Here is a 15,431-nt window from a genome sequence, read left to right on the forward strand (position 1 = left end):
TTATGCCTTGCTTCCTAAGAATATTTATGATTTTCTTCAATATATCAAATCCATAAATATTCTTATACAATTGACTCTTTTTTTGACCCTTGAGTTCCTTCAATATTTTGTATGTTTGTAGAAATTTTAGGAACTAAAAATCTACCAAATTGAGAATACAAAGCTGGCAAAACTAACAGTGTTAAAGCAGTGGAAGTAAACAATCCTCCTAACACTACTACCGCTAAAGGTTGTAAAATTTCTTTGCCTGCGCCAGAGCCAATTACTAAGGGAACCATACCAAGTGCTGATGCAAGAGCTGTTAATAGAATTGCCACTAAGCGTTCCATCGAACCCTCAACAATTACTTCTTTGAGCGGTATTCCTTCAGCTAGGCGATTGTTGTAGTTATCCACTAACAGTAAACCGTTGCGGGTGGCAACACCAAATAGGGTAATAAAACCAACCATCGAAGCGACAGATATTATCCCACTACTTATAGCAACAGAAATTACACCACCGATTAACGCTAGTGGCAAATTAATCATAATCATCAGCGTAGCAGGAATTGACTTGACAGCAAAGTAAATCAGCACGGCGATCGCAGCAAAAGCAGCTGCCCCCGAAATCAGGAGGGTTTGGGTTGCCTGCTCTTGTGCTTGAAACTGACCGCCATACTGGATGTAGTACCCCCCAGGTAGTTGTACTTGCTTGACGCGATCGCGCACATCTTTAATCACAGACCCCAAATCCCGTCCGGAAACATTGGCTGAGACTATAATCAGGCGGGAAACGTTTTCACGGTTAATGGTACTTGGTCCTGTGCCATAATCAACTTTGGCAACCTGGGAAAGGGGAATTTTCTGCCCGTTGGGTGTGTCCACCAATAAATTGCCAATCACATCCAAATTGTTACGGTAGCGCTCTTGCAACCACACGACAAGATTGAACGTTTGTTGTTTCTCTAACACTTGGGAAACAGCTTTACCGTTCAGCCCAGTCTCTATCGTTTCTGCCAGTTCCCCGACAGTTAATCCATAACGAGCAGCTGCATCGCGATCAAACTGAATTTGGATCTGCTTGACCGGAACTTGGGGTTCGAGTTGCAAATCCACAATGCCGGGAACACCACTCATAGCCGACTGTACCTGCTTGCCAATAGTGCGGAGTTGTTCGAGTTCGGGACCGTAGATTTTGACGGCGATGGCACTCCTAACTCCTGAGAGAATTTCATCCATGCGGTGTGAAATAAATCCACCAATATTCGTGGCGACACCAGGAAGTTTTTCAAACTCTTTGCGAAGTACTTCAATTGTTTTCTCCCGGTTTTTTGCTCCTTCTGAGCTAATTTGCACATCCAATTCCCCAAAGTTCACCCCTGCTACATCTGGATCTCCTTGGGCAAACCCAGAGCGAAACGCAATGGCATCGAAGCGCTTATCATTTTTGAGGGCATCCATAGTTGCTAAAGCTGCTTGGTCAGTTGCATTTAGAGATTCACCAGGTAAAAGAATTATTGCATTCACCAAGGAGCGGTCTTGGAATTCTGGCAGGAAGACTTTGCCTAACCCCGGCAGGATAATCATAGAAGCTACAAAGCCCGCGAGCGCAACCCCTAAAATCACCTTGGGACGACGAATTGAAAACTTCAACGCCGGACGATAAAATTGATGTACTTTACGCTCTAGCCAAGTTTCTGTACTGGGCAAGCGGCGATTTGCCAGTAGTAAGGCGCACAACGCTGGAGTCAGTGTCAATGCAACTAAGGTGGAGGCGAGAATCGATAGCAGATAAGCCATCCCCATTGGTGTGAAAATACGACCTTCTACTCCAGACAGGGCAAAAATAGGTGCAAAGACCACCGCAATAATCACTGTAGAAAATAAAACACTGACTCGCACCTCCACTGAACCATCAAACACCACTTGCAAGGGACTTTTAGGGTTGCCTGCTATTTGGTTTTCCCTCAATCGGCGGTAAACGTTTTCCATATCCACAATGGCATCATCCACCACAGAACCAATGGCAACGACCAGTCCTCCCAAAGTCATGGTGTTAATGCCCTGTCCAGTAAAGTTTAGAATAATCATCCCCAACAGTAACGATAAAGGTAGCGCACTGAGGCTAATAATGACCGTGCGCCAGTTCATCAAAAAGATAACAAGGATGACTGAAACGATAATCGTGCCATCGCGCAGGGCTTCTTCAACATTTTTGACGGAAGCTTCGATAAATAAATTTTGGTCAAACGTCTTAGTAAACTTGACATCCTTTGGTAGCCCTGGCTTAATCTCCTCCATTGCTGCTTCCACAGCTTTCACAACGGTGGGAGTATCTGCCGCAGGCTGCTTGCTAACAGTTAAAATCACCGCTCGCTTGCCCTGAAATAGCCCATCCCCACGCCGCAGTGCTGGACCAATTTTGACCTCTGCTACCTGTTCTAATAATACGGGTGTGCCTTTAGTTGCTTTTATCACCGAACGCTTCAGCTTGTCAATCGACTCGATACGCCCGATTCCTCGAATCAACGTTTCCTGGTCGGGAGTAATTAAAAACCCTCCTGGCACGTTAACGTTAGCATTCTGCACTGCTTTAGTAACTTCTAGCAGGGAAACATTGTACGCTTTCAGCTTGTCTGGATCAACCAAAACTTGATACTGACGCTCATCTCCACCGTAGATAAATACATTACTAACTCCTTGCACTGCCAGTAAGCGGTTTCTCACGTCCCAATTGACAATGCGCCACACTTCCATCATGTCAGTGCTTTCAGCAGAAAAGGCGTATTTGACAGCCCATCCCAAGGGCGAGTTAACAGGGAGAATTTCTGGCTGATCTACCCCCTGTGGCAGTTTTGCCCCTTGTAATCGCTCTGTCACCAGTTGACGGGCACGGTAAATGTCAGTGTCCCAGCTAAAGACGGCTTTAATAGCAGAAATCCCCACGGCAGAAGCAGAGCGTAAAGATTCTAGTCCGGGTGTACCATTAATAGCACTCTCAATTGGGCGAGTGACCAAAGACTCAATTTCTTCTGGTGCCAAACCAGAAGCTTCTGTCTGAATTTCCACCTGTGGTGGTGCAAAGGCAGGAAATACGTCTAAAGGCATTTGCGTTATGACGCGAAATCCCCACAGGCTAATTAATATAGAAGCGATAACGATTAGCCACCGTTGGGCAATCGACCACTTGACGATGGAATTGAGCATTTTTTAGACCCCTGGCTGGGATATCTGCTTTCCAATGCTACTCAGCCTGTTGGGATGAGTAGCAATGTTAAAGGTTCGGCACTGTACTTACTTTCTCAAATCAAGATGAAATCAGGATGAAATTTACTTTTTTGGTTAGCTCAGATCTTGCACCAAGAAAAATTGATGTTATTTTCACACTCAGTAATTTTTACAAATCAATTTTCCAAAACGGCTCCAACTGCCTTACCATTAGCTACAACTGGCATAGTTCTCTTTGGCAGCAAAATCCTACCAAATTTAGCATACAACGCAGGTAAAACGACTAGCGTTAACGCTGTAGAAGTAAACAACCCACCCAATACGACTATTGAAAGTGGCTGCAGAATTTCCTTTCCAGGACCACTTTCAACGACTAGGGGTGCTAATCCTAAAGCTGAAGTAAAAGCTGTCATCAAAATAGCGTTAAGACGTTCCATTGAACCTTTCATCAGAACTTCTTTAAAAGCCATCCCTTCAGCATATTTGGTGTTGTAATTATCCACCAGTAACAAACCATTACGGGTGGCGACTCCAAATAGAGTGACAAAACCAACCAAAGAAGCGATGGAAATAACGCTTCCAGTCAAAGCTACCGAAAATATTCCTCCGACTAATGCCAAAGGCAAATTAATCATAATCATGGCGGTAGAAGGAATGGATTTGACTGAAAGGTACATGATTACTGTAATGACGACAAAGGCTATGGCACTAAAAATTAAGATATTTTGAGTAGCTCGTTCTTGCGCCTCGAATTGACCAGCATACTGGATATAGTAGCCAGAGGGTATCTGTACTTGTTGCTTAACTTTGGTTTGAATTTCATTCACGATAGAGCGCAAATCTCTGCCGCTTGCATTAGCAGAAACCACAATCAAACGGGAAACATTTTCTCTGTTGATAGTGTTGGGACCAGTACCATTGTCAATTGCGGCAACTTGTGCTAGGGGAATTTTATTACCACCAGGAGTATCAACTAATAAATTGTTAATGGTATCCAGGTTTTGCCGTGCATCTGGTTTTAACCACACAACTAAATCGAAAGTTTGTTGATTTTCCAACACTTGAGACACTACTCGTCCATTGAGCGCAGTTTCAATAATTTCGGAAAGTTTTCCAACTGTCAAACCATATCGAGAAGCTGCTCCTCGATTGAACTTAATTTGTATCTGTTCTACTGGTACTTGAGGTTCAAGTTGCAAATCTACAATACCATTAACGGTTTTCATCACCTCATCTACCTGACTCCCAATAGTGCGGAGTTGTTCTAATTCTGAACCGAAAATTTTGACTGCGATCGCACTCCTGACTCCAGACAACACCTCATCCATCCGGTGAGAGATAAAACCACCAATATTCGGTGCTACCCCTGGTAACTTAGCAAATTCCTCTCGCAGCTTCTCAATAGTCGCCTCCCTGTCTTTCATTCCTGAGTCGCTTAACTCAATATCCAAGTGTCCCAAATTCACCCCTGCTGCATCCGCATCACCAGGCGCACGTCCAGAACGTAACTGCACGTAAGGAAATCTGGAGTCTCCCTTAAGTGCATCTTGGATAGCGTAGCCTGCACTGTTAGTCGCTTCCAGAGAAACACCCGGATATAGCAACACGGTATTTACCAAAGTTTGTTCCTGAAACTCTGGTAAAAATACTCTTCCAAAGGAGGGAAAAATCACAGTTGCTGCTACTAAACTGGCAGCAGCTACGGCGATAATAATTCCAGAACGGCGTATAGAAAATGTTAACAGGGGATGATAGAGCTTTTTAAAAAATCTCGCAACCCAAGGTTCGGTTTCTGGCAAGTTACCGTAAGGCAAAAGAATTGCACATAAAGCTGGAGTCACCGTCAATGCTGTCACGCTAGAAGCGAGAACTGCTGCTAGATATCCCAACCCCATTGGAATAAAAATGCTACCTTCTACGCCACTCAAAGCAAAAATTGGAGAGAAGACAACTATTGTAATTATCGTAGCTCCAAATACTGAATCGCGCACCTCCTGACAGCCGTCAAATACAACATCTAGAACAGGACGCGGGTTAGGAGAGTATTTATTTTCTCGCAGGTTACGAAAGACATTTTCAGCATCGACAATCGCATCATCAACTGCTGAACCAATTGCTACTGCTAACCCTCCCAAAGTCATCGTATTTAAACCTTGTCCCAACCAATTCAGTGCCAGTACTCCTATTAGTAAAGACAAGGGAAGAGCAGTTAAACAAATAGCCAAGTTGCGCCAATTCATCAAAAACGGAATGAGAATAATCGCAACAATAATGCTGCCTTCAACTAAAGCTTCTCTAACATTTTCAATAGAAGAATCGATATAGTTTTCTTGACGAAATGTTGGGTGTACCTGAACGTCTTTAGGTAAGCCTGCTTTAATCTCTTCCATCGCCCTTTCTATGGCGCGGGTAACAGTGGGAGTATCAGCTTGCGGCTGTTTATTAATCATGACAATAATTGCCTTTTGACCGTTAAAGGTGCCATCGCCCCGTTTAATAGCTGCACCAATTTGCACATTAGTGACATCGGATAACTTAATAGGCGTACCATTGCGCGAGGTAATGACTGATTGCTGTAATTCTTCGATAGATTCAATCCGCCCAATACCCCGAATTAACTTTTCTCGGTCAGGGGTGATAAAATAGCCACCAGGAGCATTGACATTGGCAGCAGAAGCTGCTTCTACTATGTTTTGTAAAGTAATATTAAATGCTTTTAATTTCTCTGGATCAACCAATACTTGATATTGACGACTATCACCACCGTATGCTACTACCTGGCTAACGCCGGGGACAGCCAAAAGGCGGTTTGTCACTTGCCAATCAACAATACGCCGCACTTCCATTAAAGGAGTGCTTTGAGAAGTAAAGGCATACTGTAGTACAGTGCCAATGGGGGAACTGGTAGGGGAAATTTGTGGCGTTTCTACCCCGGATGGAAGCTTACTTTGAGCTTGTTGCAATCGCTCTGTTACTAGCTGGCGAGCTTGATAGATATCGGTTCCCCAGTTAAAAATGACTTTGACAACAGAAATGCCCGCCGCACTCGAAGAGCGTACCGCAGTGATGCCCGGAGTCCCGTTAATTGCACTTTCAATTGGTAAAGTTACCAGGGATTCCAATTCTTCGGGAGCAAGTCCCGGTGCTTCAGTTTGAATTTCGACTTGGGGGGGCGCAAAGCTGGGGAAGACATCCAGAGGCATTTGGATAATTGTCCTAAATATCCAAAACATCAGGATAATTGCACTTAAAACGACTAGCCAACGGCGAGCGATCGCCCATTTAATGATGGAATTGAGCATTTTTTAGACCCCTGGCTGGGATATTTGCTTTCCAATGCTGCTCAACCAGTTGGGATGAGAGCGATGTTAATGGTTAAGCACTACTCATAATTTCTCAGAAGAAGATGAAATTGGGATGAAATCTAGTTTGACGAAGATTTTTTTAAGTCTAGTTTGCAAAACAATATAAAAACTTGCATGGGACTTTGTAAAAAACTAAGCTCAAATTAGCTCCAAACTTAGATGTGATAAAGGTTTTACATCGATTCATCACTTTTCCTTGATTGAACTGAACTTGAGACATTTTTAGCTCATCGACGTATTTCCCTTATTGGGACTTAGACAAAAAACACCCATAAACAAACCTCAAATCTATATACAGAAAGACTTTGACATCATTTCGCCTAGTTTTTTGATATATTTGGGTTTCAACCATTTTTGAGCATTTGGTGTATTTCCCTTACCCTGTATGGGTTTGAGGCTTGTTTATCCCTCAAAAATGTTTAAGTTCCGTTATCTGCCAAGGATTTCAGGTACTTTTCCAGTCCGAATTTTCTAAAGTCCCAATAACTAGACTTCTTGCAAAAGTCAAAAAATCCTGAATGTCATTCTGTAAGCGCAAGCGCACACTACGTGTTCGCCGTAAACAAATCACCTCAAAATCTCACTTGCAACGATTGAAGTTGGACATAAATGGTCGCTCAAAAATTAAATAAAACCAATAAGCAATGAGTAGGGATAGTACTACACCCATTAAGTAAGATGTTGTCGCAAACATGAAGGGCGTCATATTTAGAGTATAAAGAAAGTAACGTAGCATGGTGATGACTGGTCCATGGGTGAGATACAGACTGTAAGAAAATGCGCCCAATGTAATTACCCAAGGATGCTCAACTACCCCTAAAACATGAGGTAACTTTTTGCCCGAAATCACAAACTGAGTGCAGTAAATAAATAGGCAAGCTGCTGAAGCACCAAAAAAACTCTGACCAATCCATATCGGTAGTCCCAGTCTTTTCCACTCAGTTATAAAAGCAACAATAGTTAAAGTTATTGCCATAATACCCCACGGTAAGGATTTTTTCAAAGCAATTAACTGGAGTTTTTGAGAAAATCCAATTTCTGCTGCAGCCATTCCCAAGGTAAATAAGCCAATGAACCAAGAACTGGTTGCCATTGAAAAATCATGCAGAATATAAAATGGTAATATTCCTAAACTAAAGCCAGCAATAACGACTGATAACAACCCGAAACGCCGCCATATGGGTAGTAGTAAAAGTGGAAATAAAAAATATAACTGCCACTCTGTTGCTACACTCCACATTGGTGGGTTAATAGTCATGGATGTACTACGGGCAAAATTGTGAACAAGGAATAGGTGAGATAACACATCAATCAATGAAAAGTCAGGAGAAAATGGGCCTTTTCCTGCAACTTCATCCCATTGAAAAGTAGTAAATTTCTCTAGCAAGAATATTGCAAATGCGAGTAAGAGACATGCCAACAGAGTCGCGTAGTAAGGTGGTAAGATTCGACGCCAACGCCTTTTAAAATACTCAAGTAAACCACCAGAAACAAAACCACTTTGTGAACGTGTAACTGGCAACATGAGAACATAGCCAGAAAGGACAATAAAAATAACAACACTGAATGCACCATATCTCAGTGTATTTTTAAAAAGTAACCAAAATGTAGGTAACTTTTCTCCTAGAGATGGTTCAATATGTACGGCTACCACATACAAAGCTGCAATTCCTCGTAAGCCATCCAGGTAATGAAGATGCAACTTTTGACGAGGCGGTTTTTCAGTTAACGGATTCATTCTCTTACTGTTCTAGTACAGGTAAACGAATTTGCTAAACCATTTCCACTTTTGTTAAAAGCTACAGAACAATCATGGTTTTTGAATTTCGCAAAGCGGTACTAGCTACTTTAGATGTGAAAAGTAAAAAACTCGGAAAGATAGTTAATATCTGAACTAATTTCTGTACTCAGTATGTTTTCAAAACAGCAAGCAGGCGTACTTGAAAAGAACTACCAACGCCAACTTGACTTTTGACAGTGATTTCTCCGCTGTGAGTGTGGGCGATCGCCGCAGCAATGGCTAATCCCAAGCCCAAACCTCCTTCTCTGTGGCTTCTGGCTTTATCTGCCCTCCAAAAGCGATTGAAAACTAGTGGAATATCTTCTGAGGCAATACCAATACCAGTATCATTGACAGAAACAAAAACAAAGCGATCTCGTCTCACTACCCCGACACTCACAGTTCCTCCAGTTGGTGTATACTGCAAAGCATTTTCTAGGAGATTAGAAAATAATCGCTTTAACTCAACAGGGTTCCCCTTAACAAACACCTCTTCGGGTATTTCTGACTTGAGGATGATTCCCTTAACATCTGCTTGTAGTTGCAGTAAATCCATCAAATCTTCTAAAAGTTCATCTAGGGGAATTGATACCCACTTAAAAGTTAGCGTTTGTGTGGTGTCAGTTCTTGCTAACAGGAGTAAATCTTCTACTAAACGAGTCATTTGGTTAGTCGCGCTTGCGATCGCTTTCAACTTCTTTTCATCATTGGGATGAATTCGTTCTGGGTGATTCATCATCACCTCAACAGAGGTTTTTACAACTGTAAGGGGACTTCGCAACTCATGGGAAGCATCCGCAGTGAACTGTTTTAATTGTTGAAAACTTTGTTCAACAGGCTTTAAGGATTGTCTTGTCAACCACCAACTGCCAATCCCAGTTAAAATAACAGCAATGAGTCCTCCACAACTGAACCCCCACATAAGCCTATCGAGTTCTTCTTGCAAATTTTCAGTAGATTCATTTACCCGTACATATCCTTGTAGTTGTTTTTTTTCTGGAATAAAACTAGCGGAGTAGACAGGGATAATAATGCTGCGGATTTTTTCCTTTTGAGAAGTTTTTATATTTGGATTAAATGGAATTTGAGGAATATAACGACCTGCATTACCCAATAACCGACCATTGGCATCAAACCATTCCACACTTTGATAATTATTGTGTAAATCTTGCCAAGGTATATCTAAGTCATCATCATAATCTAAATTCCGAGGAGTTCTACGCGAAATCGCTTTTGCATCAGCCTTAATTGTTAGTAAACTATGAGCAGCAGCATCTGCTAATGTAATCATCTGGCGGTCTAGTTTTTGATAAAGTTTGTAGGCAACAAACTCATAAACAACTACAGTGGATACTCCCAAAATCACCACCATAACACTTATATATGAAAGTAGAAGCCGCCAGCGTAAAACCTGAAACATAAACTTAAGAAGATTGCTTGAGGCGATAACCCAAGCCGTAGATTGTCTCGATAAAATCAGCAGAGGCTCCAGCTGATTTTAATTTTTGGCGTAAACTCCGAATGTGAACTTTAACTGTTTCTTCTCCTGGTATTTCCTCGAAAGACCAAAGATGTTCGAGAATTTCACGACGACTAAATACTCGATGAGTATGACGCATAAATAACTCTAATATTCGATATTCTTTTGGAGAAAGATGTATCAGCTTTCCCTTATATGTCACCTCAATTTTACTAGGATCTAAACACAAATTTTTCCATTCCAGAACAGGAGGTAAAATAGCAATTCCACGCCGCAGCAAAGCGCGAATTCGAGCCATTAACTCTTGTAAATTAAAGGGTTTGACCACATAATCATCTGCACCTACATCTAGCCCCATAACTTTATCAGTACTGGTGTCTTTAGCTGTCAGCATTAAAATTGGCATAGAATAACCTCTTCTACGCAACTGCTGGCAAAAGCTGATACCATCTAACTGCGGTAACATTATATCCAATACAATTAGGTCATAGAAAAAGATTTCTACAAAATCCCACCCTTGTTGACCATCCGACGCAATATCAACCACATAATGTTGGTCAGTTAAGGCTTCTGCTAGTGCCAAGGCAATCCGCTCATCATCTTCCACCAAAAGAATTTTCACAGTTGTCTTTTTGTTGTTTCACTAGCTAAAAACAATGTGGTTCTATATTAACAGTGTTACGGGAAGGAACATATGCGCTATTTCATCCCACCACAACCGATCAATCAAGTTTAGCTTTTTCAATCAAGAGACTGTCCCTGCCTTAATCTCTGTAGCTTCAGCATTGTGATACATATCATCAACCACAAAAATCCAATACCGTAACCTGCAATTATATCTGTCGGCCAATGTACTCCTAAATACAGCCGACTGGTACCAATTGCCACAATTAAAATAACTGCTAAAGTGTAGATTATCTGTGAAAATTTCGGAGAATGAGTAGCTAGTATATAAGCAATAAAACCGTACAGTACCATAGAACCTAATGCATGACCACTGGGAAAACTAAAAGACTTCTCAGAAATCAAAAGAGTCCAAAGTTGTGGACGAGGTTTAGAGAAAAATAACTTTAACCCTCTATTTAAAATTAACCCTCCTAAACAGGTAAGCACAAAAATATATGTTTCGACTCGGTAATGTCGCCACCAAAGTGTTCCTAAAGTCAATGCTGCGACTACTACTACTGTCGTTGAACTACCAAGACTCGTTATAGCCAGCATTAAATTATCTAGACTCGGATTAGCAAACTGATGCAACCATAAAAGAAAAGATGTATCAAATGCAAAAGCTTCTTTCTCTAAAACTTCTTCAGCAAGCTTGGCGACAACAAACAGGATCAGCAGACAACTAGTAAGTCCAACAATACCAATTGTGGCGATTAAGGAAATCAAACGAGGATGTATATAACGCAACCAAAAGGTAGAAATAATTTGTATCATATGTTAAAATATTAAGCTCACAAAAGATATGCTTGGGAATGAAAACCTTACTCTCTGCTAACGTGACTTCCGTCTTCCGCCTTCAAGTAGCAGCAGTTTAAATGCATCACTCAATTGGGTGACGCACTTTTTTCTCCTTTCGCACTGAAAAGAATAGGACAACAGCCAGCAGGATAAAGGCGATCGCCGAAGCATAGCCCCTTGGCAGTGATAGACCACCATCTTTGACTGGTTTGGTAAGAAAATCTCCGAAGGTGGCTCCGAAGGGTCGCGTGAAGATGAACGCGAGCCAGAATAAGAGAATATCGCTCAACTTTGTTAGGTAGTGAAGGGCGATGACAACACCAATGACGCTGGCCGTCACAAATGCGCCCTGGATATAGCTCAGTCCCAAGTTGCTTGTCAGAAAGTCACCAAATGCCGTTCCCAAACTGTTGGAGAACACGACAGCCAGCCAATAGGTGGTCTCTGCGTCTTTCCTCATAATCGGATAAACGCTCAGATCCCGATCGCGGTAGTACCAGATGGCAAGAACGCTCAACAGACAGGCTACCAGAATAAGCGATCCCAGTGCGTAGCCCAATCCGAAAGATCGATCCATCAGGTCTGAAACTTCGGTTCCGGCTGTGGTTGTCGCAATGATAGCCGCCCAATAAAGGACTGGACGATATCTGTCGGATTGAATTTGAAAAAACAGGAAAATAGCCAGAATGGCGAACGTTACGGCAAAGGCTATGTAATACCCCAGCCCAAGAGACATTGAGATGAAGTCACCTGCCGTCTCGCCAAGCGTCGTAGCGATGATCTTCATGATCCAGAAGAAAATTGTGACTTTTGCAACTTTGTTCATTTCTTTTTCACAATAAAAAATAGTAAGTCATCATCATTCCGATGAGCGCAGTCTGGTAGAAACAACCTAAGCTATGTGGAATCAGGACTACAGTTTTAAAAGCTATTGAACAGTGAAGGGATGGATCAGGCGATCACAAATTGCCAACCAAATCGCCTCTTCACAAACAGAAAAATGCCCAAGTTCGAGAAGGCGAGCGCCAATCAGTGTTGTGAGTTGATCGGCAATGATACTGATTTCTTCTGCTTCAGGCTTAAGTAAATAACCAAACTCGTTATTATAGAAAGAAAAAGCATACTAGTGCCAACCGTACCTAAACCAAAGCCACCATTTGAAGCAGGTTGGGATAGTAAATCGCCTATAGATGCTCCAAGCGGACGAGTCAAGATGTAAGCTAACCAAAATGCCAAAACAGCATTCATTCTGAAGTAATAATAACTGACTGTTATTACTGCAATTGAAGCACCAAATATCAGTGCTGATTGGGTATATCCCAGCTTCAAAGCCTCTGCCAAGAGATCTCCTGTTGCGGTTCCCAAGGCAAACGTAAATAAAATAGCTACCCAGTAGAAAAGTTCTCTTTTCGCTGTATTTATGGAGTGCATGGCTAACGTCTTTTCGTTTGAATACCAGAGCGCAAAGACTACCAATAAGGAAACACTAAAAATCACAGTAGTTGTCATCAAACTAACTTTAAGCTCGTCCACCAATCTATCAGTGATCAGTGTGCCAGTAATACTCATCAAAACAACTACAATCCAGTAACTCAATGGAATATACCGTTTCAGCCTAAACTGATTCAAAAGCACAATCAATAATATGCCGCTCATTATATACGATGTAGCACTTAAACCAAGGTTCAGGGTTACTGACAAATAATCTGCTGCCGTTTCACCTACCGTGGTTGCGAGAACCTTAATAATCCAGAAAACAAGTGTAATCTCTGGAACCCTGTTTAACATCTTCTTCATCGTATTCCTCCTCCTTTCTAAAAGTAATGATTTATAGTTTGTTGATATCAATTTAGTCACAATAGTACCTAAAAAAACTCGCCTCAATAGAAGCAGAGAAAAGTTTTTTTATAACTTTATTTGGTACATAGTGATTGCACTATACACACCAAAGGTCAAGAAAAAGTCAAGATTTTATTTCAAGCGGAATTTACCCTTGATAGATGAATAGAAAATTGCTGAAATCTCTAATTCTTACTTGATTTAACGATTTGATATTGAATTTTGTTAACTCCAACCAATCTTGACTATTTCTGAACTTTTCTTACATACCGTGAAAAGACAAACCCAGAATGAAAGGTATTCTACAACTATGAAAACTTCAACAAAAATCATTTTGACAACAGCTTTTTTTGGTACTTTGGGACTTGCTGGATTATCGCGAGTTGTGTCTGCAAAACAACCACAATCTCCAGTTGCAATTGTGCGTCAGCATCATAGTGTTACCCAAGTTGCGCAAGCTAGTGATGGCGATGGTGAAACCAACGACGATGCACAAGAACAGCAAGAAGCAACTAAATTACAACCTCTAGCTAAAATTACAGCACAACAAGCACAGCAAGCAGCTGAAACATCTGTAGGAGGTAAAGCTAGCAGCGTCAAACTCGAAAATGAAAATGGCAACTTAGTTTATGCTGTAGAAATTGCCCAGCAAGAGATTAAAGTTGATGCTGGTAATGCTAAGGTTCTCTACACTGAGAATGCCAATCAAGAAGACGATAAGAATGAAGCCACTCGCCCCAAAAGTAGCATTCAAGTTCAGCAAACCAGTGATGGCGATGGTGAAACTAATGATGATGGTAAGTAGGGAAATTGAAATTTACACTATCTCAGTTGTAAGCACCAGAAGTTAAGTAAAATACTGCTGTAGCGCGTATTAACAAAACATCAACTACATGGGGATTGTTGAAGATAACCTTCACAATCCCTTATTTGTATAATTGGGATTAGAATCAAGTAGATATTAAACAATTTGAAGAGGTTACGTGAAAAATAAGCGCCCACCTGGTTTATTAGCAATTGTCATTTACAAGACCTTTGTCGCTTCACTCTTAGCTGTTACTTCTATCGCCTTGCTATTAGCACTAAAAAATTACCAAAACTTAGCTGATTTTTCAGAATCTTATGTTTTAGAAACCAAAATGACAATTATTGAATTGCTCATAGATAAAATTCTGAAGATAAGTCCAACAAAACTGAAATTCAGCGGAATAGCTATTGGGGTTTATGCTATTGTAACTGCAATTGAAGCAGTTGGATTGTGGTATGAAAAATCCTGGGCAACACTGTTAGTTGTGGGACTTGTTGGCATTAGTATCCCTCCAGAAATCTTTGAGTTAATTAAAGGAATTACAATACTAAAGTTCATAGTACTTTTATTGAATGTAGCTGTCTTCTGGTACTTGCTGCGTCATTTTATGAAGCATAAAAAGTAAATTTTATCAAGTCTTGATAGTCAAGAAGCTGGTAAGCGTACTGTAAAACAACTACCAATTCCTAATTGACTCGTGACAGTAATCAATCCACCATGATTTTGAGCAATGGCTTGAGCGATCGCCAACCCCAAACCAGAACCACCTCCCCAATAAGAACGAGACAGATCTGCTCGCCAAAAGCGCTCAAAAACCTTGTCGATATGTTCTGGCGCAATTCCCACACCTGTGTCTTGCACGTTCACATAAAGCTGGGAAGCGACACGACTAGTTTTGATTTCAACTACACCGGATGATGGTGTGTAATAAAGGGCGTTTTCAATTAAATTCGTAAATAGCCGTGTCAATTGAACTGAATCACCCATCAGATAAAGATTTTCGCTTAACTGAGATATTAAGTTAATTTGCTTAGCTTGAGCTTGAGGTTTATACAGTTGTACTAAGTTCTCTAAAATAGACGTTAAATTGAGAGTCTCCCAATTTTGATTCGGAACTTTATCGGTGCGTGCTAAGAATAGTAAGTCTTCTGTGAGGCGAGTCATCTGGTTAGTAGCGCTGGCGATCGCCTGAAACTTTTCTACCTCTTTTGCTCCTATTTCTTCTGGGTATTCTAGCGCCAAATCAGCATTAATTTTAATTGCCATTAACGGACTGCGTAGTTCGTGGGAAGCATCAGCAGTAAACTGTTTGAGTCTTTGAAAACTCTCCTCAATTGGCTGCATCGCTTGACGAGTTAGTAAAATTCCCCCAACTCCACTAAGAACCAAAGTTATAATAATTCCACCGCCTAATCCCCAGTCCAATTTTTCCAGGGTTTCCTCAAATTCTTCTAGAGATTGACTTACTCTGACATACCCAACTAGTTGA

Annotated in this window: 11 protein-coding genes; 2 read left to right on the top strand and 9 right to left on the bottom strand. The window is 41.3% G+C overall.

Annotated features, from left to right (window positions below; translation table 11 throughout):
- Window positions 1-62 precede the first annotated feature (62 nt).
- The 8 genes from AC5590_RS04910 to AC5590_RS04945 all read right to left on the bottom strand — a co-directional run bounded on the left by AC5590_RS04910 (window position 63) and on the right by AC5590_RS04945 (window position 13,092).
- Entirely contained in the window at window positions 63-3,185 is a 3,123-nt protein-coding gene (locus tag AC5590_RS04910) for an efflux RND transporter permease subunit (RefSeq protein ID WP_169263275.1), read from the bottom strand.
- Window positions 3,186-3,382: 197 nt separating this feature from the next.
- On the bottom strand, window positions 3,383-6,508 hold the full coding sequence (locus AC5590_RS04915; RefSeq protein WP_169263276.1) for an efflux RND transporter permease subunit: 3,126 nt from the start codon (window positions 6,506-6,508) through the stop codon (window positions 3,383-3,385).
- 643 nt (window positions 6,509-7,151) lie between these two features.
- Entirely contained in the window at window positions 7,152-8,309 is a 1,158-nt protein-coding gene (locus AC5590_RS04920; protein ID WP_169263277.1) for an acyltransferase family protein, read from the bottom strand.
- Between the two features lie 169 nt (window positions 8,310-8,478).
- On the bottom strand, window positions 8,479-9,771 hold the full coding sequence (locus tag AC5590_RS04925; RefSeq protein ID WP_169263278.1) for a sensor histidine kinase: 1,293 nt from the start codon (window positions 9,769-9,771) through the stop codon (window positions 8,479-8,481).
- 4 nt (window positions 9,772-9,775) lie between these two features.
- The gene (locus AC5590_RS04930; RefSeq protein WP_169263279.1) at window positions 9,776-10,453 is read right to left on the bottom strand and encodes a response regulator; all 678 of its coding nucleotides are present in this window, start codon (window positions 10,451-10,453) and stop codon (window positions 9,776-9,778) included.
- A gap of 119 nt (window positions 10,454-10,572) precedes the next feature.
- Window positions 10,573-11,271 (bottom strand): phosphatase PAP2 family protein, encoded by a 699-nt coding sequence (locus tag AC5590_RS04935; protein ID WP_169263280.1) that lies wholly within the window; start codon window positions 11,269-11,271, stop codon window positions 10,573-10,575.
- A gap of 106 nt (window positions 11,272-11,377) precedes the next feature.
- The gene (locus AC5590_RS04940) at window positions 11,378-12,121 is read right to left on the bottom strand and encodes a COG4705 family protein (RefSeq protein WP_169263281.1); all 744 of its coding nucleotides are present in this window, start codon (window positions 12,119-12,121) and stop codon (window positions 11,378-11,380) included.
- A gap of 203 nt (window positions 12,122-12,324) precedes the next feature.
- Complete coding sequence (locus AC5590_RS04945) at window positions 12,325-13,092, bottom strand: COG4705 family protein (protein WP_169263282.1); 768 nt, start codon at window positions 13,090-13,092, stop codon at window positions 12,325-12,327.
- Window positions 13,093-13,444: 352 nt separating this feature from the next.
- On the opposite strand from AC5590_RS04945, the gene AC5590_RS04950 reads away from it, so the two are divergent.
- Both AC5590_RS04950 and AC5590_RS04955 read left to right on the top strand, forming a co-directional pair.
- Window positions 13,445-13,939: a PepSY domain-containing protein gene (locus tag AC5590_RS04950; protein ID WP_169263283.1), complete on the top strand. Its 495-nt coding sequence runs from the start codon at window positions 13,445-13,447 to the stop codon at window positions 13,937-13,939.
- A 178-nt stretch (window positions 13,940-14,117) separates the two neighbouring features.
- Window positions 14,118-14,567, top strand: coding sequence for a DUF2127 domain-containing protein (locus tag AC5590_RS04955; RefSeq protein WP_169263284.1), 450 nt, complete (start codon window positions 14,118-14,120; stop codon window positions 14,565-14,567).
- Window positions 14,568-14,587: 20 nt separating this feature from the next.
- On the opposite strand, the gene AC5590_RS04960 is transcribed toward AC5590_RS04955, so the two are convergent.
- Window positions 14,588-15,431 (bottom strand): sensor histidine kinase (locus tag AC5590_RS04960; protein WP_169263285.1); only part of this gene is annotated, 844 nt, incomplete at its 5' end.

The sequence above is a fragment of the Brasilonema octagenarum UFV-OR1 genome (genome assembly GCF_963888615.1).
Classification (GTDB): domain Bacteria; phylum Cyanobacteriota; class Cyanobacteriia; order Cyanobacteriales; family Nostocaceae; genus Brasilonema; species Brasilonema sennae.